We start from the raw sequence: 24,007 nt of genomic DNA, 5'->3' as shown, positions 1-24,007 counted from the left end.
TCAAAATTATTATACTATTTCATTATTTTTTGACATATACATTTAAGATTATATCATATCATTGCTTTTTTTCAAATTATTGCAAATAAATTGTAATAATTTGTTTGTATCATTAATATATTATAAAGTTTTTATTAATTATTTTAAGGAATTTAAAATATTGAAATACTTCTATCATGTTGATATAATGAAATTTGTCATTTATTTAGAAATTTTGATTTAATGTATATAATAAATTAATTCTTAAAAACAAATTATTTCTCTATTTTACTTACTGTAAATATATAATTTAATGGGGGGTCAATATGCCAGTTAGAATTGCAATACTTGGTGGTCCAAGATGTGGAAAAACTACTTTAATACAACAACTTTATGTTGAGTTTAAAATCAGAGGCTTAGATGTTGGAGCCGCAACTGAATATAGTACAGAATATCTTAAAGAAAAAGGTATGATAGAAACTATTTCTGAACAATACGGTATTTATTTAGGACAACTTCGTTTAGAAGAATCATTAAATCAATTTGATTATGCTTTAACAGATTATGCAACTTTTGTACCATATATATATGGAAGATTTATGCTAGGTGATAAAAAAAGATCTGAAAAAGAAATTGAAATACTAAAAGATCTTTACCATTTAGCTCTTAAAGATCTTCAAAAGTATGATCATATCTTCTTTGTTCCTAGAGAATTTGGTTATACTCAAGATGGTGTTAGATGGCAAGATGAATCAACTGCCTCTGCAGTTGATAATGCATTAAAGCAATTCTTAGATAGTGAAAATGTTAAATACACAACTATAGAAGGTTCAACTAAAGATAGAGCTAAACAAATACTATCTATTGTTGGATTAGATAATAAAGACGCACTACCTACTATGAGAGAACTTAAAAAGAAAAATTCAAAATAAAATATATAAAATAGGTCATATTAAAGATTAAGAATATGACCTATTTTTTTACTTAAAAGTATTTATTAATTTGATAGTTATTTTATGATATAATAGTCTAGGCTATTTAAGAGATAAAACAATTATTTTCTTAATCTTTCATATTTATATATATTAATGAAGGAAAATAGTTAATATTTTAATATACATAAAAAAATTAAGGAGGAAATTAGATTGAGCGATTTAATTAAGGAAATAGAGAAAAGAAGAACCTTTGCCATCATATCTCACCCTGATGCTGGTAAAACTACTCTTACTGAAAAATTCTTACTTTATGGAGGAGCTATTAGAATGGCTGGTTCTGTAAAGGCTAGAAAAGCTGCTACACACGCAGTTTCTGACTGGATGGAAATAGAAAAGCAAAGAGGTATCTCTGTTACTTCATCTGTTATGCAATTTAACTATGGTGGATATTGTATAAATATACTAGATACTCCTGGTCACCAAGACTTCTCAGAGGATACATATAGAACACTTATGGCTGCCGACTCAGCTGTTATGGTTATAGATGGAGCTAAAGGGGTTGAGGATCAAACAAGAAAATTATTCCAAGTTGCTTCATTAAGAGAAATTCCTATATTTACTTTTGTAAACAAAATGGATAGAGAAACTAGAGATCCATTCCAACTTCTAGAAGATATTGAAAGTGAACTTGGTATAAAATCTTACCCAATGAATTGGCCAATAGGATGTGGAAGTCACTTTAAAGGTGTTTATGATAGAGCTACAAACACAATCCACTTATTTGATGGTGGAAACCATGGACAAAGCGAGGTTTCAACTATAACTGGTGACTTAGAAGATCCTAAATTTAAAGAACTTCTAGGTGAAGATTTACATAATAAGTTAATGGAAGATGTTGAACTATTAGATATAGCTGGTGACGAATTTGATTTAGAGAAAGTTAGAAAAGGAGAATTAACTCCTGTATTCTTTGGATCAGCTCTTACAAACTTTGGAGTTGAGCCATTTTTAAATGACTTCTTAAAACTAACTACTTCTCCACTTCCAAGAAATTCATCAATAGGTGAAATAGATCCAATGACTGAACCATTCTCAGCTTTCGTATTTAAAATACAAGCTAACATGAATAAAGCTCATAGAGATAGACTTGCTTTCATGAGAATATGTTCTGGTAAATTTGAAAAAGGAAAAGATGTTTTCCACGTTCAAGGTGGTAAGAAGGTTAAACTTGCTCAACCTCAACAATTCTTAGCTCAAGATAGAGAGGTTGTTGAAGAAGCTTACGCTGGAGATATCATAGGGGTATTTGACCCAGGTATATTCTCAATAGGAGATACTTTATGTTTAAATCCTAAGAAATTCAAATTTGAAGGTATTCCTACATTTGCTCCTGAGCACTTTGCTAGAGTTAAACCTGTAGATACTATGAAAAGAAAACAATTCATAAAAGGTGTTACTCAAATAGCTCAAGAAGGTGCTATTCAGGTATTTAAAGAATTACACATCGGTATGGAAGAAATCATAGTTGGTGTTGTTGGTGTTCTTCAATTTGAAGTTTTAGAATATAGATTAAAAAATGAATACAATGTTGATATAAAAATGGAAAGACTTCCATTTAGATATGTTAGATGGATTGAAAATGATAATATAGATGTAGATTCACTAAACTTAACTTCTGATACAAAGAAAGTTAAAGATTTTAAAGATAGAAATCTACTTATATTCCAAAATGACTGGGGTATTTCATGGGCTATAGATCATAACCCTGGAATAATACTTTCAGGTGTTGGTAAATCTAACGACTAATACATTATTTTAAAGAAAACACATGATTTTAAGAAAACTCTTAAAGAATCATGTGTTTTTTTGCATTTAACAAGTTAACATTTAGTTCATATTTAAACTAAATATGTGCTATGATAAATTTATAGCAACATTACTTTTAATTAAATAATATCTTATATCTTAAGTGAAATTTAATTTAAAACAAATCTAAAAAACTTAATGAAATTATTAATTTTTTATTAACTAAGTTAATTAAAGTGGTAAAAGAAAGAAGGGAATATATGAAAGATAATATACTTAAAAAGATTAAACTTAATAAACCACTTAGCTTTTTTATTTTAATAATATGGTGTGCAGTTGTAGCATTTTTATTTTTAACTGCCCCTTCCCTATCAAAGCTAGTTAGTGAAAAAGGAGGAATACAATTACCTGATGATTATTCTTCTAAAATTTCAGACATACTCCAATCAGATAATAAATTTAATAGCAAAGATAGCTATATAGCTGTTTTTCACTCAAGTAATAAATTAACAGATGAAAATCTAAAAAATATAAAGGATACTATTGATAGATTGAAATCAAAAGAAAATAGTGATTATATTCAAAGTATAAATGATAGTTTTGATACTCCTCAGCTAAAAAATCAACTTAACTCTGAAAATGGTAAAACTATTATAGCCTTAATGACAGTAAATCCAAAGGATTCCTCTGTAAGTACAATAGAAAAAACTTTAAATGATGAATTAAAAACTCCAGGGGTTGAAACCTATGTTACAGGACAAAGTCTTATAGAGAATGATGTTAATGTGGCTGCACAAAAAGGACTAAATAAAACTCAAACAATAACTGTAATATTTATATTCATAGTCCTTATATTATTGTTTAAATCAGTAGTTACTCCATTTATTCCTTTACTTACTGTAGGAATAAGTTATTTAGGAGCTCAATCTGTTGTTGGGATTTTAGCAGATAAGTTTAATTTTCCTCTTTCAAACTACACTCAAATATTTATGATTTGTATAATGTTCGGTATTGGAACTGATTACTCTATTTTGCTACTTAATAGATTTAAAGAGGAATTAGCTAATGGAAATAATAGACTTGATTCTGTAAAAATAACCTTTAAAACTGCTGGTAAAACAGTTTTATCTAGTGCTACTCCAGTGTTTGTTGTTTTTGCATCCTTAAATTTTATTGGATTTAATTTATATAGAAGTGCCGTAGCTGTAGCAATTGGTATATTATTTTTAATTGCAGCCTTATTTACAATTTTCCCAGCAGTAATGATTATATTAGGAAAGAATATTTTTTGGCCTGTTAAAGGAACCTTTAAAGCAGAAGAAAATAGACTTTGGGCTAAGTTAGCTAATAAAGCATTTAGTAAACCAATTCCTATACTTGGAGCTATATTCACCATACTTTTACTTCCTATTTTATTTAATAACTTTCATCAATCATTTAACAATTTAAATGAAATTGGGGATACTTACTCTGCTAAGGAAGGATTTAATATAATAGCAGATGACTTTGGTATAGGACAAGCATCTCCTGTTTCAATATACATAGAAAATGATGATGATATGAGAAAGCCTGAATATGTAGCCTTAATAGAAAAACTTTCTAATAATCTACAAAACTCTAGTAATGATATAAAATCAGTATTAAGTGTTACTAGACCAACAGGAGTTCGTCTTGATGAAATTTATGTAAATGACCAAGCTGGTCAAGTTTCACAAGGTATAGATAAAGCAAATAATGGATTAAACAAAATAAATGACGGATTAAGTGATGCTAGTAAAAAGATAGATTCATCAAAGAGCAAGTTAAAGGGGGCTGAAGAAGGTACAGCTAAGCTTCAAGAAGGTACTAAAAAAACTGAAACTGGAGTTTCTGAACTCCAAAGTGCTCTTAATAAACTTGTGGAAAGTATTCGTGAGGAACATAATGGAGCTACAGAGTTAAAAGATTCCATAGATGGAGCTTTAAATAAAGTTAATTCTTTAAAACTAAGTAAATCTCAACTTGAAGAAGATTATAGTGCCATAGTTAATTCTGCTAATGATGTTCTTGATAATTTAAACAAAATTGGTTCCTTAACAGGTAATCCAAATTCAGTTAATGTAGATACTAGTAAACTTAAAGAATCTCTTTCATCATTAAATTCTCATTTAAGTGAATATTCAAAGTCACATCCAGAGGTTTTAAATGATGAAAATTTCAAAAAATTCTCTGATGATATTAATAATTTAAATAATAACTCTAATAATTTACAAGGAACTTTTAATAATACTCCAGAGATTAAAGCAATTAACGAAAGCATAGGCGCATTAAAAGTTCTAATAAATACTTTAAATAGCAAAAAGGATACTGTAATAAATGATTTAGATAAATTTAATTCTGGAATTTCTGAAATTGAAAATGGATTAAAGGCTTTAGATAGTGGTCTTGGCAAATCCTTAGCAGGGGGAGAAGAAATTTCATCTAAAGTTCCTGAAATTTCAAATGCCTTAAACCAAATAGCTAATGGTCAATCTAAAATCCAAGATGGTTTCAAAGAATTTTCTGGCCAAATAAATGAATTATCTAATGGACTTGAGGCTGGTTCTAATGGACTAACTGAAATTCAAAATGGACTTAAGTATGCTAACGGATTTATAAATGATTGGTCAAATCTATCTTATAATCTTTCAGGAATTTGTGTTCCAATTGAGGTATTTAGTAATGATGAATTTAAAAAATCCCTAAATCAATATATGAGTTCAGATGGTAAATTAGCAGTAATAAATGTAATTACTACAAAGAATCCTTATTCCAATGAAGCAGTTAATGAAATTCCTAATCTTAAGTCTCTTGTTCAAGATGGAGTTAAAGGAACTAAGTTAGAAAATGCTAATATAGGTATTGGTGGAATGGCTAGTACAACATACGAAACTAAGAGAATGGCTGATTCTGATTATGATAAAGCTTTAATATTTGTAATAGTTGGAGTATTTATTACCTTAATTATTATATTGAGATCTTTAACAATGCCAATTTACTTAATGATTTCTTTATTACTAACTTATTTTACTTCAATAAGCGTAATACAATTTGTTGTCACTAAAATTATGGGCTATCCAGGTATATCATGGATAACATCATTCTTTGGCTTTGTAGTTTTAATGGCTTTAGGTATAGATTATTCAATATTTATAATGACAAGATTTAACCAAGATCTTAATGGTTCTATAAAAGAACGTATAATAAGAACAATGAAAAGTATGGGTGGAGTAATAATATCTGCCGTAATAATCCTTAGTGGTACCTTTGCAGCCTTACTTCCATCTGGAGTATTATCCTTAATTGAAATTTCCATGGTGGTTCTAACAGGCATACTTTTATATGTTGTCTTTGTTCTTCCTCTATTTATTCCAGCAATGGTAAAAATATTTGGAAGGGCAAATTGGTGGCCATTTAAACCAGCCTTATCAAAAGAAGATAAAGCTTTAGATGATTCCACTACTATTGTTACAACAGTGGTCACAACTACTACCACAACTACCACTACAACTAAAAATGGTTCTTCTACCATAACAAAAAAAGAATCCAAAACAACTACAACCAAGGAATAAAATAAATAATATAGAGAAATTTATAGAAAGCTTCTACTTTGCAAAATAAATTTTTATGAAAATAAAGAGACTAAAATCCTAAATTTTACGATTTTAGTCTCTCTTTATTTAAGAAAATATTTTTAAAATACTAAATAAAAAAACTTACCTTTTCATTTAATCTTGTATAAAATTAATATCTTCTATATTATAAAAAATATGGTTAAATTAATCTAATACAAACTTTTCTATAGCTTTAGCTACTCCATCATTTTCATTTGTATCTGTTATGTAATCAGCTTTTTCTTTTAAAAACTCTTCTGCATTTCCCATAGCTACTCCAAGACCTGCAAACTCTATCATACTAAGATCATTTTCACTATCTCCTAAACACATAATCTCTTCTCTGTTTATATTTAATATATCAGCTAAAACTTTTACTGCACGTCCTTTTGAAGTACCTTTATTCATTACTTCAAAGTTACTTGGTGAAGAACTTACAACTTCTAAATCTTCATATTTTTTCAATTCTTCTTTTGCCTTAAATAAATCTTCAAGCTTATTACTATCATTTTCTATACAAATAGCCTTAAGTATATGTTTCCCATAAGTTTTAAAAGCTTCTTTAAAATCTATTCCTTCTGAAAACATTACCTTTTCCTTTGATTCTCCCATCATTTTATTCATAACCTTATAGCCATGCTCTTCTGGAACAATCTTTTCAGAGATTACAGTGTTTGGTGTATTAAAATAGGCCATATTAATATCATATTTTTTTATGACATCATATATTCTATCTAGTTGATCCTCATTTAAAACAGATTCATATATTACTTTATCTTCATCCTTTTCTCTTATAAAAGCACCATTACATGATATTATAGGTGTTTTAACTCCTAAAAGTCCTGCATAATATTTAGCTGATGCAAATAATCTACCTGTTGTTACAGCTACCTTTACGCCTCTCTCTGTAGCTTTTTTTATAGCCTCTTTATTTCTTTCACTAATTTCATGTTTATTATTTAATAATGTTCCATCCATATCTATACATATTAATTTATATGACATAATTAAATTCTCCCTCCAAACTTCCAACTGTCTATTATCTATTTTTTCTTCTTATTATACCATCCTAAAGTATAGTATTTCTTTTTTCAACTTTATTAATTCCACTTTAGATAAATATAAGCTACTTAAAACTTATTAATAATAGTTTTAACAAAATAACACATAGGTTTCCTAAAACTATACTAATTACCAAGCAAAATCTAATTTTAACTTAATAACTAAATTTATTTTGGGAAAAATAAATTTAAGCTAAAAATTTAGAGATTAAAACTCTAATTTATGGCTATATTAATAATTTGTTTTTATTAATGTAACTTTAATTTATCTAATTTAAATTAAATCATTAATCTAAAACAAAACTCAAAATTAAAATTTGAAAGGGGAAATAAATATGAGTAAAAAATATCCTCCAAGAGATAGAGACTTTTATAGTCCAGAAAAACATGATTTAGTTTCTTATTCTAAAACTGGTAAAACTTACACTAAATTGCCAAACCCATTAGAAGATGACATAGTTTGCAACAATATATCCTATAGTGAATTTGACTATATAGAAGGCGATATGCTAGACGACGATGATATTTAAATATAAAAAATGGGATGTAAATTTCTACATCCCACTTTTGTTATAATTAATAAAAATTATATTAACTAAATATATTGAAAATTATTAATAGACTAAATTCTAAAGAATTCAGTGAATGACTTTATACAATCAAAATGATCTTTAACAGCACCAAACTCTCTTATTGAATGCATTGCTAATATTGGAGTTCCCATGTCAACTGATCTTATTGGTAAATGAGTTGATGATATTGGTCCTATAGTTGAACCACCTCTCATATCTGATCTATTAACAAACTTTTGAACATTAACTCCTGCATTTCTACATATCATTTCATAAACAGCTGATGAATCACTATCACTTGTATAGCTTTGTGATGCTGCTATTTTTATTACAGGTCCTTTTCCTAAAACAGGTCTAACTACAGGATCGTGTTTTTCTCCTAAATTTGGATGAACAGCATGAGCTAAATCTGCTGAAATCATAAATGATTCTGATAATGATCTTAAGAAATCCTCTCTATCTTTACCTAAAGCTAGGACTATTCTTTCTAATATTGTTTTTAAGAAATCTGAATCTCCACCTTGTTTAGTAGCACTTCCAACCTCTTCATTATCAAAACATACCATTACATTAGTAGCTTGTGATACCTCAGCATCCATTAATGCTTTAATACCTGCATGAACCATTGATAAATCATCTAATCTTCCTGAAGATATAAACTCTTCATTTAATCCCATTAAGCAACCTTTTTCATATTCATATGGATATAATTCAAAATCAAGAATATCCTCTTTTTCACAATATAATTCTTTTGCTAAAAGTTCAACTAAATAATTACCTTTTTCTAAAGTTTCATTAACAAGTGATAATAAAGGTAATGTATCCTTTTGTCTATTTATTTTATATCCCTCATTAACTTCTCTATTCATATGAATAGCTAAGTTTGGAATTATAAGTATAGGTCTATTTATATTAACTATCTTATTTACTGGTTTTAATGGATTTTTACTTACTAATGATACTCTTCCAGCTAAAGCTAGTGGTCTATCAAACCAAGTATTTAGTATTGGTCCTCCGTAAACTTCTGTATTTAATTTTACATAAGTATTTTCAACTGTAATCTCTGGATTTGGTTTTATTCTAAATCCTGGTGAATCAGTATGAGCACCAATTATTTTAAATCCATTTTCAGCAATATCACCTTTACCAACTCTAAAAGCAATTAAAGCTGAATCATTTTTACTTACAAAATACTTTCCTTCCACTTCTAGATTCCATCTATCAGCCTCTTTTAATTCTTTAAAGCCTTCAAATTCTAAAGTGTCCTTAACATTCTTTACTGCATGAAAAGCTGTTGGACTTTCATATAAAAAATTAATTAATTCATTTGCAATAACTTTTTCCATATGTATCTCACCTTTCTGTATAAAATAGATACTTTTAATTATACTTTACCACAAAATCCATAATTAACAAAATCTTAAAGTTATCCAAAAAGCACTTCCTTTATTCAAAAATTTACACTATTTAAATATATTCACAACTAATTAAACCTTAATGTAATCTTTACTTACATATCCATTCTTAGTACCTGTACTAGCATTAAATTGAACCTTATACCAACCATTTTCCTCTTCTAAAATTTTAACTTTATCTCCTGATAATAAGTATCCAATAACTTGATATGAAGTTCCTGGACCAGTTCTAACATTTAGATTTGTACTTACCCCATATACAGTTCCTTCTTTAATTACACTATCAGTTCCATTATTAGATCCTTCATTGACTATAGTTATATATGACTTTGAAGCATATCCAACCTTACCGTTAAATCTTATTTCATACCATCCATCTACTTCTTTAATTATCTCTACCTTATCATTATTACGTAAAGTTCCTATTACTCCGTAATTACTTCCTGGACCGCTTCTCATATTTAAAGCACTATTTACCTTTACTACCCCTTGTTTATTTACTGATACAGATGGTTTTTCTGGCTCTACTGGTTTCTCTTCATTTGACTCGTTATCTACTACTTTTATGTATTGGCTTGATACATATCCACTTTTTCCATTAAACTTTATTTCATACCATCCATCTACTTCCTTGATGATTTCTACTTCATCATTATTACGTAAAGTTCCTATTACTCCGTAATTGCTTCCTGGGCCGCTTCTCATATTTAAGGCACTATTTACTTTTACTATCCCTTTCTTATTTACTGATACAGATGGTTTTTCTATTTCAATATCCCCATTAGTTTCTTCGTCCTCAGGATTTTCATTAATTATTGATATATAATCCTTACTTACATATCCATACTTCTTTTTAACTCCATCTATATAGTCAATTTTGTACCATCCATTTAACTCTTCATATATTCCTACCACTTGATTTCTATTTAATTTATGTACTATTCTTCCTGAAGTACTTGGACTCTCTCTCACATTAAGAACAGAAGCATTAGTAACTTTTCCCTGCATTTTAGGCTTTAACCCGTCATCTTCTAAGCTTCCATCTCCACCAGAAATTCTATCTTTAAAATAAGGCCATAAACTTGGTCTATCTTCAATCATCATCCTTGAACATGTTTTTCCACTTGCATCTCTATGCATAACAACGTTTTCTGCTGGTATGTTGTATTTATTCATTAGATATTTTGTTAATTCAATTCCATTTTCTAAAGTTTTATCAAAATCATTTCCTTTATTAACACATAGTTCTATAGCAATAGTTGTAGAATTATTTATATTTGGATTATTACCATCTCCAACATGCCACCCCTTCCAAGTATCTTCTAAAGCTTGAATAATATTGCCTTCATCAATTATATAATGTACTGATGCTTTAGCATTTGGATGATTTGCAAAGTAATTTCTATTAGCCATAGCATTAGCACCAGCTTGTCTATTATCAGTATCATGTATAACTATATATTTTGGATTTATAGTAATTCCTTGAGAGTAATTTATATCTATCAATTGTTTGTTTACTTTTATTCCATTTATAACAGGTGTGTTCTCTGTATTTTTTGCATTTCCATTATTAACTTCATGGTAATCCCCAGCTATACAATTACTTTCATTATGACTTTCCTTTTGAACTTCTTCTCCCTTATTTTCATCTGCTAGAACAATTTCATTAAAGCTTGAAATATTCATAGCTAAAGTACACGACAGTAATAAAGCACTTATTTTTCTTCTATTCATATGTCTTTTTCTCTCCTATATTTCATAATTTCCCTATATTAAAAATTCCCCAATTTGCTTATTATTTTATATTCTATTTCAATATTTTTCAATATAAAATATTATGATATAATATAATGAGATTTAGTTGAATAAATTTATATAACTTCTAGGTTTTATTTTTTTTAATCAACTATAATAATTATTTTTTAATTTAATATAAACTTAATTTAAAACTTAATAAAAATGGAGAGATGATTAATATGTTTTCAAATCTTATAATAAAAACCTTCATTAAGGATTACAAAAACACAGAAAATGAAAGTGTTAGAAGTTCTTATGGGTACTTAGCTAGTATAGTTGGAATAATTGTTAATATAATTTTATTCTTAATAAAATTTTCTGTAGGATTAATTTCAGCAAGTATAGCTATAACAGCAGACGCCTTTAATAACTTATCTGATGCTGGCTCTTCTGTAATAACCATGATAGGTTTTAAATTAGCTAAAATGCCAGCAGATAAAGAGCATCCATTTGGACATGGTAGAATTGAATATATTTCAGCTCTAATCGTAGCATTCATGGTAATGTTAGTAGGTTTTCAATTTACCAAATCATCAATTGAAAGAATTCTTAATCCAACACCTGTAACCTTTGAAGTAATTCCTTTTATTCTACTTGTAGTATCAATATTCTTTAAATTTTGGTTAAGTAGATTTAATAAATTAACAGGTAACAGAATAAATTCTTCAGCTCTTAAGGCTGCTTCAGTTGATGCTTTAGGGGATGTATTTACTTCAACATGTGTTGTTATATCATTTTTAGCTGCAAAATTTACTACTTTCCCTATTGATGGATATATAGGTGTTATTGTTTCACTAGCTATTCTATATGCTGGATTTACTTTAGTAAAAGAGACTATAAATCCACTTTTAGGAGAAGCACCTGATCCAGAGCTTGCTAAAAATATTAGAGAAATGGTTTTATCATATGATCATATAATAGGAGTTCATGATCTTATAATTCATAACTATGGTGTAGGTAAATGTATGGCTTCAATTCATGCAGAAATACCTTCTGACATAAATGTTATGAAAATACATGATATCATAGATATGGCTGAAAGAGAAATTTCTAACAAACTAAAGATTTATTTAGTAATTCACATGGACCCTATTTGTCTAGAAGATGGTGAAATAAAACAAGCTAAAGAAGAAATAGACAAAATAATTAAATATAACCCACTAATAGAATCAATGCATGATTTTAGAATTGTTGGTCATGGAAATAAGAAAAATCTTATATTCGATATTGTTGTTAACCCAGAAAAACTAAGAAAAGTTATGTCTGAAAGTGAGTTAAAAGAAGAAATTATAAAGGCAGTAAAAGAAACTCACCCTCAATATAACTGCATAATAACTATTGATAAAGATTTTACTTGTTAAAACAAAAAGTAGCTATGAATTCTCATAGCTACTTTTTTATACAAACTTGAGAACTTATATTAAAAATATTTAAAACTTATTTTTTCACAGTCCCCTTTTTATTAATTATTTTTAAAGTAATCTGATCTTATTATCTTAGTTGATATATCATAAGATTGTTTAACATGATTTAATTCATCTTGAGATTTAGCCTCTCCTACTACTTCACCACCTGGAAGTGCTACTATATTTCTATTTGTATTTAAAAGATTTCTTCCTATTACATTTCTTAAGCTACCATCATTAACCCCTAAAAGATATGAAACTGTTGGCATAACATCTATAAGTCCACCTTTAGTTTCTATTGTTTTTCCTTGTATTGATGGATTATAGATTATAAGTGGTACTTTTTTCTCATTAAGCTTCCAATAGTTACCATCAAAATTAACATCTTTTAATTGATCTTTATAATATTTATTTGGACCGGCATGATCACCATATATAACAAATACAGTATCATCAAATCTACCTTCTTCTTTTAGCTTGTCCATAAACATTTTAATAGCTTCATCTGTATATCTTACTGTTTTAAAGTATTGTCCTATAAGAGTTCCTTCTATTTCACTAGGTATTTTTATTGTTGTATGTGCATCATCAATCTCAAAAGGACCATGATTTGTTAAAGTAACAGTAAATAGATAGAATGGTTGTTTTAAATCCCCAGCCTTAGTAGCTAATTGAGTTAAGTAACTCTTATCTGAAATTCCTAATCCAATTATTTCATCTTCATTAAAGTCATATAATGTATATGAATTTTGGAATTTTAGTAAACTGTGGTGTACTTCCCCCCAATTCCAACTTCCCGCTACTTCTGGATGAGCTGAAACTGTAGTATAACCATTCTTTTCTAATATAGATGGCAATGTTGTTAAAGTTCTACTTGGATAAGCAAAAGATGTAGCAGTATTAGTTATTGGTAACATACCTGTATTAACCATTAAATCTGCATCCGAACTAAATCCAGTTAAGTTTTCTTCATAAATATTAGGGAAATAATATGAATTCTTTAGTATTGAATTTAATGTAGGAGTTATCTCCTGTCCATCAATTTTTTTATTTATAACAAAATCTTCTAAAGATTCAATTTGTAACACAACTAAGTTTTTGCCTTTTAATTCCCCTTTATATTGATTGTCTGGTAAGTTTTCATAATTTGCATCAAGCCAATTTTTAACTTCTTGTTTTTCTTCATTGCTTAATTTTATATCCTTATCAAGAACTAATGTCTTATAAATATCAAAGAAATGATATCCTAAAGGAGTAGCTCTGAAAATTCCACTAGTTGGTGTCCAAGCAACCCTTAAAAATCCTTTTTCTCCATTAGTTATATCCTTAACATCATATAAATAGTATTTTCCTAAAACACATCCACTTGGTACTAAGAATGTTAATAAAAATGCTATAACTCTATATTTTACCTTTCCAAAATACCAATCCTTAGTGTACTTTCTAAATAATATGTAAAGTATAGGTAATAATACTAAGTCTATTATAAATAATAGCATCCTACTTCTAAAGAAGATAAGATCCTTATTTAAAGGATTAAATAAATCTGGGTAAATTAAAAACTTTATTGATGGAAAAGTTCCATACAGTCTGTAATAAAGTAAATCAAAAATTAAAAGTGCTGAAATTCCTAAGTCTACAATATATAGATAAATAAACTTTCCCCATCTTTTAAATAAAAATCCAAAACTTATGAATATTAATGGGAATAAAAGATATATTATCTTATAATCTATTAATCCATATACAAATCCTAAATTCAGCTCCATTCCACTATTGCTTTTTAGCATTGTACAAAAAACAGTTATCTTAAATACAAGTAAAATATAAAATAAAATTTCTAAAGGAAACTTTTTAAAGAATCCACCTATTTTACTTAAAAGTCCATTACTTTTAGCCATAAATCTTCTCCTTTCTAATATAATTATTAAATAAATATTTAGTTATTACTCTATTATTATTGCATTTTTTGAATCTATTACCAAGTAAACTTTTTACATTTTAATAGAAATAATATATTAAATATTTTAATTAAATCAAAATAATTGTTATCTTTTTAATAACTTACCCTCCTAATATTAAAACTAATAAAACATATGTAAAGCTATTAGCTAAATCCTAATAAAAATATAGCTAATAGCTTTAAATTTAATTAATTATTTTTAAAATAATTTCCTTGTATAATCATATCTGCAATATTAAATGATTTCTCTAAATGAGCTTTTTCTTCAGGTGTTGGATTTCCAACTATTTCTCCATTGTTTAATATGCTTGCATTTCTATTAGTATTTACTAATACTCTTCCCATTGCTGTACTATCAAAAGTATCTCTATTAAATCCTAAAAGGTATGCTATAGTTGGTAAGAAATCTATTTGACCACCTTCTTTTGATATAGTCTCTCCATTAATACTTGGATTGTATATTAAGAAAGGTATTTCCTTTTCATCATCTTTCCACCAATCTCCCTCTAAAGGAGCATCTTTTATTTTATCTTCGTAGAATTTATGAACTCCACCATGATCTCCATAAATCATTATTACAGTATTGTCTAAAAGACCTTCTTCTTTTAATTGATTTATAAATTCTCCAATAGCTTCATCTGTATATCTAACACTTTGGAAATATGCACCTAACATATTTTCATTTAAATCTTCTGGTAAATTTAAATATTGTTTATCCTTAGGCATATCAAATGGTCCATGACTTGTTAATGTTACTAAGAATGTATAGAAAGGTTGTTTTTGACTCTTTAATCTTTCTCCAACCTGTCTTAAATAAGATTCATCTGACATTCCAAGTCCTATGATTTCACTTTGATCAAACTGATGAGCGTCCCATATTTCATCAGCTTTAAATGCCTTATGAACCTCTGCCCAGTTCCAATTTCCAGGAACCTCTGGATGTGTTGAAACTGTTGAATATCCCTTACTCTTTAATATTTTCTGTAAAGTATTATATTCAGCCCATGGATACCCAAATACTGTAGTTCCTTCTCTAACAGGAAGTATTGATGTATTAACCATTATATCGCAATCTGAACTTGTTCCTGAATTGTTTTGTTCTTTTATATTATCAAAATATAAACTATTCTTTAAAAGTTTATTTATGTTTGGAGTAATCTCTTGACCATAAACTTTTTTACCTATAACAAAGTTTTCAAGAGACTCAACCTGCAAGGCTATAACATTTTTTCCTTGAAGCATACCTTTATACTTGTTATCTGGTAAATCTTCTTTGTTTTCATCAAACCAAGTTTTAATTTCATTTTTTTGAGCATCAGTTAAAGTTTCTTTTCTGTTAGCATAATAATAAATATCATATCCATGATATCCTAATGGACTTGAATCACTAATTGTTTGAAAAGGCGCCCATGATATTCTTAAAAAACTTTTATCTGATTTTCTTTGAATATCTATATAGTAGTGTGATACCCCTATTACTGTTGCACTTATTCCAAAAAGGCATATAAATGCAATTAATCTAGTTTTTATATTATTTTTGTATTTAACATTTTTTAAACCTGTAAAGTTATAAACTAAAAATAATATTATAAAATCAACTATGAACACTACATCTACTTTAGCTAAATTAAATAAGCTCTTTCCTACAGGATTAAATATTCCTGGCTCAATTATATGTCTTATTGATAAAAACGTTCCATTTACTCTGTAATACCAAATATCAGCTACGAATAAAATTGTTACTAGAATATCAATAACTATACCTGCCCACATTCTTCCTTTACCTTTAAATAGATAAACAAAACTCGCTATTAACGTAACTATTGCTATATGAGCCCACCAAGCAGGGGGAGTAAAATACATTAAGTCAAAATTAATTCCTCTAGACCCTGGGGTTCTAAGCATAGATAAAAGTAACATTGATTTTATTTGAAGTGTTATCACTAAGAAAATAAAAACCCAGTTACACTTAAAAAAGCTTTTTACTTTTTCCTTCATAAAATTTCCTCACTATCTTTTTATATAATATTTACTTAAATATTATAACATTTACAGTAAAATTTTCATTAAAAAATAATTAATATTTATTCAATAATCAATTTTTATTTTAAAATACAAAAGAGGACATAAAGATTTTTGTCTTTACATCCTCTTTTTGTACTAATTAATTTATTTAAAAGAGTAAATCTATTAAGATTTAATCTCTTAAAGGCATTTATAAAACTTTTGATAAAAAATCTTTAGTTCTTGAATTTTTAGGATTTTGAAATATCTCCTCTGGAGTACCTTCTTCAATTATTCTTCCTTCATCCATAAATAATATTCTATCTCCAACTTCCTTTGCAAAGCCCATTTCATGGGTTACTACAACCATGGTCATTCCATCTTTAGCTAAAGATTTCATAACTCCTAAAACTTCTCCTACCATTTCAGGGTCCAAAGCAGATGTTGGCTCATCAAAAAGCATAACATCTGGTTCCATAGCTAAAGCTCTTGCTATAGCTATTCTCTGTTTTTGTCCTCCTGAAAGTGAATTTGGATAAACATTCTTTTTATCTAAAAGACCTACCTTTTCTAATAATTCACTTCCTTTTTTTACAGCGTCACCATTAGAAATATTTTTTATTTTTGTTGGTCCTATTGTTAAATTTTCCATAACTGTTTTATGTGGGAAAAGATTAAATTGTTGAAAAACCATTCCCATCTTTTCTCTTATTTTATTTATATCAACATTTTTATCTGTTATATCTTCCCCTTCAAAATTAATTACCCCTGAAGTGGGTTCCTCTAATAAATTTAAGCATCTTAAAAATGTGCTTTTTCCTGATCCTGAAGGTCCTATTATAACTACTACTTCTCCCTTTTTTATTGTTTCATTTATATCTTTTAAAACCTCATTTTTACCAAAACTTTTATATAAATTTCTAACATTTATCATGATTTACTCAACCTCTTTTCTACATAAGACATAACTCTTCCTAAACTAAAGGTCATAACAAAATAAAACATTGCTATAACAATAAGTGGTTCAAAACCTTTATAAGTAGCCCCTGTAACTATTTTTGATGAATACATAAGTTCTGCTACTCCAATTGTAGATGCCATAGATGATTCCTTTATTATGGCAACAAACTCATTTCCTATAGCAGGAAGTATATTTTTTATAGCTTGAGGAAGTATTATAAGTCTCATAGCCATTCCTTCTGCCATTCCTAAACTTCTAGCGGCTTCTAATTGTCCCTTATCAACAGCATCTATCCCTGCTCTTATTATTTCTGAAACATAAGCTGCTGAATTTAAGGAAATAGCAATAATACATGAAGGTAAAACCTCTAATTGAATTCCAAAGGAAGGTAATCCAAAATAAACTATATATATTTGTAATAAAAGAGGTGTTCCTCTTATAACTTCTACATAAGCAGTAGAAATAACCCTTAAAATTTTAACTTTAAATATTGAAAATTTGGAACGTTTCATAAAGCATAAAATTGTTCCTAATAAAGCTCCCAAAATAACTGTTATTGCTGAAATTATTAATGTCCATTTAGCACCTTCCAAAAATACTGGAAAATACTCTTTTAAAAAACTGAAGTCTAATCCCCCCATAGTATTGCCCCCTAATTATTAAAATTAATTTTATTCTTCTTTCTTTTGATATGGAACTAATTCAATAGCATCATTTGTAAATTGATCTATCTTTCCACTTTCTTTTAACTCTTTAATTGTAGAATTGACTTCATCAACTAAGTCTTTATTTCCTTTTTGTATTGCTATGGCTGAACCACCCTCTGAGTTTTTAATCACCTCATCTGCAACAGCTAACTCAGAATTAACCTCTGAAGCTATTTTAGCAACAGGAAGTTCAGTAATTACAGCATCTAACTTACCAGTTTTTAATTCTAAAATTAAAGTATTTACATTATCTAAAAGCTTAACATCGGCTCCTTCTATTCCTTTAGCTATCTCTGCTTGAATAGACCCCATTTGAGCCCCAACTTTTTTTCCTTTTAAATCCCCAATTCCTTTTATAGATTCTTTATTATCTTTATTTATTAATATTCCTTGCTCTGCTTCATAATAAATATCTGAAAAATCTACTGCTTCTTTTCTTTTTTCATCAGGAGTTATTCCTGAAATCCCCATATCAATCATTCCATTTTTAACAGATTGAATTATAGCCCCAAATTCCATCTCTTTAATTTCTAAATCAACCCCAAGATTTTTAGCAACCTCTTTTGCAATGTCTATATCCAACCCAACGATTTGGTCTTTTCCATCTTTAATTATATGGAATTCATAAGGTGCATAATCAGCACTAAGACCAACTACTAATTTTCCACTTTCTTTTATCTTAGCTACCTTATCATTAGATCCATTTTCTTTAGCAGTTTTTGCCCCACATCCTGCTAAACTTAAAGTCAATCCTCCAATCATAGCCACTGACAATATCTTTTTAAATATATTCTTTTTCATATATATTCCCCCTAATATTTATTCGCTCATTGCTCTCTTCTTGAATAATTATACATTATTAATGAATAAAAATGCAATATATTTTTTTAATATAAATATATTGCAAAGGTTGATTTTTAATATAAAATTATTTTTAATAAGCATTTTATAACTATATACTCATATAGAAAACATATTCATTAGTTATTTAATTAATTTTAATATATTTTATTTTCAAATTTATTATTTGATTCTAGATATCCCTTTTGTGTTTTTATACATTTTATTCTTATGTTAAACAAATTTTATACAGCAATAAAACTTAATCTCCTTTAGTAAAACAAAAAGGATTTTATAAAAGTTTAATAATAAAAGTTACAAAGAGTATAATGAAAATATCTAGTTTAAAAACTCTCAAAATATGCTTGTAACTTTTATTAAAATCTATTTTTATAAAATCCTTTTAAAAAGTAAAATTATTTAAATTGTATTTCTTTTAATCTATGAAGCGCTCTAGTACTCATTATATATTTTATTAGATCTTCATTTTCATCCTTTAATGATCCATTATCTACAATAATAACCCCATCAAATTCTAATCCCTTTGCAAAGTAAGATGGTATTATAACATTTCCACCTTTATATAATACATCTTCGTTATCAAACTTAACTAAATGCACTTTATTACTTATAAGATTATACACCTTTTCTAACTCTTCTTTGTCCCTTGTTATAATAGCAATACTTTCTAAGCCTTCATTTGAAAATTCTTTTAAAGACTCAATAATGCTTTCTGAAAGTTCTTCATCATTATGGAATTCAATTTCCTCAACTGGTTTACCATGTCTAACTATAGGAATTATTCTATCTTCATCAAGATATTTATTTGCATATTCCATTATTTCATAAGTACTTCTATAACTTTTATTTAGGTTATAAATATCTGGATTTACATCATCAAATATTTTTCCTAGTTCCATCATAGGAGCTAAGTCTGAATATTTAATAAGTCTTTGATTTACGTCTCCTACAACAGTAAAATACTTAGTTCCTGTTAATTCTCTTACAACCTTAAATTGAAGTGGTGAATAATCTTGAGCTTCATCTATAACCACATGTCTATAATCTTTTGTTGCTTTTTTACCTTCTAATTTTATTGCTAAGTATAATATTGGTGCTAAATCATTTATTGTATATTCTTTTTTATTTCCATTAAATCTATCATAGATATCTAAAACATCTTCTCTTGAAATCCAACTATCTAACTTAGCTCTTGAATCCATTACTTCCTTAACAATTTCTCTTATTCTTAATTTTCTTCTAAATTCTAAGTTATTTTCTTCAATTAAAAGTTCTTCAGGAGTTAATTTTTCCTTTTCTTTTCTTAATTCTTCATTAAGCTCCCAAACTTTTTCGTCTCTCTTATCCTTTATCTTAGATAATATTATTCTCTTAATTTTTTCACTTCTTCTGAATAAAGGCATATACTCATAATGTTTATTAAACATTTCTTCTATTTCTTCTTTTGAAATAACTAAATCACCAAAGTATTTTACATCTTCAACATGGAAATAATCCTTATCCATTTCTTTTACTAGGTTATCTAAATCTTTAATTATCTCATATGAATTTTTATATTTAGCATCCTCTATAAACTCTTTATCCTCTGAAAGTATTTTTTCTAAATACTTATCAAAACTCATTATGTATAATTCACTATCCATTTCTTTTAAAGCAAAACTAGCAAAAGTCTCCTGTTTTACTCCTACTTCCCCAAGACTAGGTAATACTTGTGAAATATACTCCATAAATATACCATTTGGTCCTAAGATAAGAACTTTATCTTCTAATTCTTTTCTATAGTTATATAAAAGGTATGCAACTCTATGAAGAGCTATTGTAGTTTTACCACTACCTGCTACTCCATTTACAACTATATTAGAAGTTCTCTCTTTTCTTATGATTTCATCTTGCTCTTGTTGGATTGTCATTATTACATCTTTAAGCTTATCAGAACTGTTATTACTTAGAACCATTTGTAAAATATCATCTTTTACATCTATGGCTGAATCAAAAACTCCCTTTAATTCTCCTTTTTTAACTATAATCTGTCTTCTACCTTCTATATCACATTTTATAGGTCCATCTGGTGATGTATAACTTGCTTCTCCTAAACTACCATGATAAAAAAGTGAAGCCACAGGGGCTCTCCAATCTACTATTACAGGCTCATAGCTTCCCTCTGGAGTTACTCCAAATCTACCAACATATAAAGTATCCTTTTGATCAAACTCTAAATCATTAAAAGTAACTCTTCCAAAGTAAGGTGATTCCTTTAAGATTGTTAATTCCTTTAATTTTTTATCTATTGTAGTAAAGGCTTGTTCTTTTACATATCTTTCATGGTCAAAGTACTCTATTAATTTATCTTCATCATCTTTATATTCTTCAACTGCATTTTTTCTATAATCTAATATATATTGTGTTACAAATTTTCTTTTATTTATATATGAAAGCATTTCTTCATTTAATATATTAGAAACTTCCTCTAATTTTTTCTCTTCAACTAAAAATTCTATATCTTTTTTATCAGTCATTAGAATCTTCCTTTCTTACTTTCTCTATTACATTATACCCAATTATAACATTAACTTTCCTCTCATTAAAAATACAAATGAAAAGTCAAAAAGTGCATGAAGCATTTTTAACTTCATGCACATTTTATCATCTTATAAAATTATAGTGTATATTATTTTAAACTAACACTAAAAGTGAAATAGAAAATATTTTTTTCTATATTTTTATGCGCCTTATTTCTATTCACCGTCAACTTTATTATTTGTAGAGCTATCATCTTTCTTTTCTTCTGTAGCTCCATCATTAACATTAGATTTAACTTCTTCATTTTCTTTAGATGAATCTAAAGCATCATTGTTAGCTTCATTATTAGCTCTTGCTAATTTTGCAGCCTCTTCTTGAGCTTCGATCATAGCTTTTAATTCATCTTGTTTTCTTTGCTCTTCTTCTAATCTTAATGCTTCTTCTCTAGCTTTTTTGATTGCTTCTTCTTTTTCTTTTCTCTTAGCTAAAGCTTGCTCTCTTAGACTTTGAATTTCTTTCTTAGCCTTTTCATCAGCTTCTCTCTTTTCTGGATATTTACCATAAACTATTTCCATGAATTCGTCACCCATGATAGTTTCTTTATCTAAAAGAACACCTGTTATCTCATCTAATAACTCTCTATTTTCAATTAAAATCTTAATTGATTTTTCATGAGCTTTTTTAATAACTTGTAAAACTTCTTCATCAGCTATGGCAGCAGTAGTTTCTGAACAGTTTCTAACTGGTCTTCCATCTAAGTATCTATTACTCATAGCTTCTAAAGCCATCATATCAAATCTCTCACTCATACCATAAATAGTTATCATATTTCTAGCTGATTGAGTAGCTCTTTCAATATCATTTGATGCACCAGTAGTTATACTATTAAATACTACTTCCTCTGCTGCTCTACCACCAAGCATAACTGATATTTGATCTATCATTTCTTCCTTAGATACTAAGTATTTTTCTTCCTCTGGAAGTTGCATTGTGTATCCTAAAGCTCCCATTGTTCTAGGAACTATTGTTATTTTATGAACTGGGTCAGTATTATTTAATAAAGCTGCAACTAATGCGTGACCTACTTCATGATATGCAACTATTTTCTTTTCTTTTGGTGAAAGTATTCTATCTCTCTTTTCTTGACCCGCTATTATAACTTCAACAGCTTCGTCTAAGTCTTCTTGAATTACAAACTTTCTACCATGTTTTACGGCTCTTAAAGCAGCCTCATTAACTATGTTTGCTAAGTCTGCCCCAACAGCACCTGGAGTAGATTTTGCTATTTCTTCTAAAGATACATCATCTGATAATTTAACGTCTCTAGAGTGAACCTTTAATATTTCCTCTCTACCTATTAAATCTGGTCTATCAACAATTATTCTTCTATCAAATCTACCTGGTCTTAATAAAGCTTTATCTAAAACTTCTGGTCTATTTGTAGCTGCTAAAATAACAACTCCTTTTGAAGAATCAAAACCATCCATCTCAGTTAATAATTGGTTAAGAGTTTGTTCTCTTTCATCATTTCCTTGAATAGCACCATCTCTACTCTTACCAATAGCATCAATCTCATCTATGAAAACTATACATGGAGCTTTTTCTTCTGCTTGCTTGAATAAATCTCTTACTCTCGCAGCTCCCATACCTACAAACATCTCAACGAAGTCTGAACCTGACATAGAGAAAAATGGTACTTTTGCTTCCCCTGCAACAGCCTTAGCAAGTAAAGTTTTACCTGTTCCTGGAGGCCCTACTAATAAAGCACCCTTTGGAAGCTTAGCTCCTATTTCTACGTATTTTCTTGTATCATGTAAAAAGTCTACAATTTCTACTAAGGATTCTTTAGCTTCATCTTGACCTGCAACATCTTTAAATGTTATTCCAGTCTCATTTTCAGCATAAAGCTTAGCATTATTTTTACCAAATGACATTACTCCGCCACCCATTTTATTATTCATTTTAGAGAACATCATTCTACCAACAAAGAATATAAGTATTAATGGGAAAACCCATGACATTAATAAACCTAAAAGTTGATAGTTTTCTGGTTTAGTTACATTGAATTCTACCCCAGCTACAGTTAAATCTTTAATTAACTCTGGTTGAGTAATACCAGCAACTGCTGGATTAGTTGTATATAAGATTTTCCCTTTTAAATTACTGCTATCTGAAGGTGTTATCTCAATTTGATTTCCTGAAAAGTTTACTGATTTAACTTCTTTTTTATCTAACATTTGCATGAAAGTACTATAATCTACTTTTTCGTATAGCATTTCATCTTTAACCATATTAAAGGTTAATAATATACCAAACGCTATAATACTATATATGACAATATATTTAAGCATTTTTTTATCTTTAAACATACATCATTCCTCCTTCTCT

At 28.0% G+C, this 24,007-nt stretch carries 15 protein-coding genes; 5 read left to right on the top strand and 10 right to left on the bottom strand.

Going from position 1 to position 24,007, the window contains the following annotated elements; translation table 11 throughout:
• Window positions 1-305: 305 nt before the first annotated feature.
• The 3 genes from CPF_RS02975 to CPF_RS02965 all read left to right on the top strand — a co-directional run bounded on the left by CPF_RS02975 (window position 306) and on the right by CPF_RS02965 (window position 6,310).
• On the top strand, window positions 306-911 hold the full coding sequence (locus tag CPF_RS02975) for an AAA family ATPase (RefSeq protein WP_003448743.1): 606 nt from the start codon (window positions 306-308) through the stop codon (window positions 909-911).
• Between the two features lie 213 nt (window positions 912-1,124).
• Window positions 1,125-2,720, top strand: coding sequence for a peptide chain release factor 3 (locus CPF_RS02970; RefSeq protein ID WP_003448736.1), 1,596 nt, complete (start codon window positions 1,125-1,127; stop codon window positions 2,718-2,720).
• A gap of 260 nt (window positions 2,721-2,980) precedes the next feature.
• On the top strand, window positions 2,981-6,310 hold the full coding sequence (locus CPF_RS02965) for an MMPL family transporter (protein WP_011590272.1): 3,330 nt from the start codon (window positions 2,981-2,983) through the stop codon (window positions 6,308-6,310).
• A 207-nt stretch (window positions 6,311-6,517) separates the two neighbouring features.
• Here CPF_RS02965 and CPF_RS02960 read toward each other — a convergent pair whose 3' ends face one another.
• Complete coding sequence (locus CPF_RS02960) at window positions 6,518-7,357, bottom strand: Cof-type HAD-IIB family hydrolase (protein ID WP_003460189.1); 840 nt, start codon at window positions 7,355-7,357, stop codon at window positions 6,518-6,520.
• Window positions 7,358-7,748: 391 nt separating this feature from the next.
• On the opposite strand from CPF_RS02960, the gene CPF_RS02955 reads away from it, so the two are divergent.
• Window positions 7,749-7,943, top strand: a complete 195-nt coding sequence (locus CPF_RS02955) for a hypothetical protein (RefSeq protein ID WP_003448762.1) — start codon at window positions 7,749-7,751, stop codon at window positions 7,941-7,943.
• 92 nt (window positions 7,944-8,035) lie between these two features.
• Here the strand turns inward: CPF_RS02955 and CPF_RS02950 are convergent, their stop codons facing one another.
• On the bottom strand, window positions 8,036-9,337 hold the full coding sequence (locus CPF_RS02950) for a M18 family aminopeptidase (protein ID WP_370867105.1): 1,302 nt from the start codon (window positions 9,335-9,337) through the stop codon (window positions 8,036-8,038).
• A gap of 135 nt (window positions 9,338-9,472) precedes the next feature.
• Window positions 9,473-11,134: an SH3 domain-containing protein gene (locus tag CPF_RS02945; RefSeq protein ID WP_011590270.1), complete on the bottom strand. Its 1,662-nt coding sequence runs from the start codon at window positions 11,132-11,134 to the stop codon at window positions 9,473-9,475.
• 242 nt (window positions 11,135-11,376) lie between these two features.
• Here CPF_RS02945 and CPF_RS02940 point away from each other — a divergent pair, with 242 nt between their 5' ends.
• A complete protein-coding gene (locus tag CPF_RS02940) occupies window positions 11,377-12,558 on the top strand; it encodes a cation diffusion facilitator family transporter (protein ID WP_011590269.1) in 1,182 nt (393 codons plus the stop codon).
• A 101-nt stretch (window positions 12,559-12,659) separates the two neighbouring features.
• Here the strand turns inward: CPF_RS02940 and CPF_RS02935 are convergent, their stop codons facing one another.
• The 7 genes from CPF_RS02935 to ftsH form a co-directional block, all read right to left on the bottom strand.
• Window positions 12,660-14,504, bottom strand: a complete 1,845-nt coding sequence (locus CPF_RS02935) for an LTA synthase family protein (RefSeq protein ID WP_011590268.1) — start codon at window positions 14,502-14,504, stop codon at window positions 12,660-12,662.
• A 251-nt stretch (window positions 14,505-14,755) separates the two neighbouring features.
• Window positions 14,756-16,564 (bottom strand): LTA synthase family protein, encoded by a 1,809-nt coding sequence (locus CPF_RS02930; RefSeq protein ID WP_003460224.1) that lies wholly within the window; start codon window positions 16,562-16,564, stop codon window positions 14,756-14,758.
• A gap of 217 nt (window positions 16,565-16,781) precedes the next feature.
• Window positions 16,782-17,504, bottom strand: a complete 723-nt coding sequence (locus CPF_RS02925; protein ID WP_011009923.1) for an amino acid ABC transporter ATP-binding protein — start codon at window positions 17,502-17,504, stop codon at window positions 16,782-16,784.
• The gene (locus tag CPF_RS02920) at window positions 17,501-18,172 is read right to left on the bottom strand and encodes an amino acid ABC transporter permease (protein ID WP_011590267.1); all 672 of its coding nucleotides are present in this window, start codon (window positions 18,170-18,172) and stop codon (window positions 17,501-17,503) included. The genes CPF_RS02925 and CPF_RS02920 overlap by 4 nt, the downstream gene beginning before the upstream one ends.
• Before the next feature lie 30 nt (window positions 18,173-18,202).
• The gene (locus tag CPF_RS02915; RefSeq protein WP_011590266.1) at window positions 18,203-19,039 is read right to left on the bottom strand and encodes an ABC transporter substrate-binding protein; all 837 of its coding nucleotides are present in this window, start codon (window positions 19,037-19,039) and stop codon (window positions 18,203-18,205) included.
• Window positions 19,040-19,494: 455 nt separating this feature from the next.
• Window positions 19,495-21,615: a HelD family protein gene (locus tag CPF_RS02910; protein ID WP_011590265.1), complete on the bottom strand. Its 2,121-nt coding sequence runs from the start codon at window positions 21,613-21,615 to the stop codon at window positions 19,495-19,497.
• Between the two features lie 219 nt (window positions 21,616-21,834).
• A complete protein-coding gene (ftsH, locus tag CPF_RS02905) occupies window positions 21,835-23,988 on the bottom strand; it encodes an ATP-dependent zinc metalloprotease FtsH (protein WP_011590264.1) in 2,154 nt (717 codons plus the stop codon).
• Window positions 23,989-24,007: the final 19 nt, after the last annotated feature.

This window comes from Clostridium perfringens ATCC 13124 (genome assembly GCF_000013285.1).
Classification (GTDB): domain Bacteria; phylum Bacillota; class Clostridia; order Clostridiales; family Clostridiaceae; genus Sarcina; species Sarcina perfringens.
Note: the sequence above shows the minus strand (reverse complement) of the source record. Positions and strands in the feature narration are given on the sequence as shown.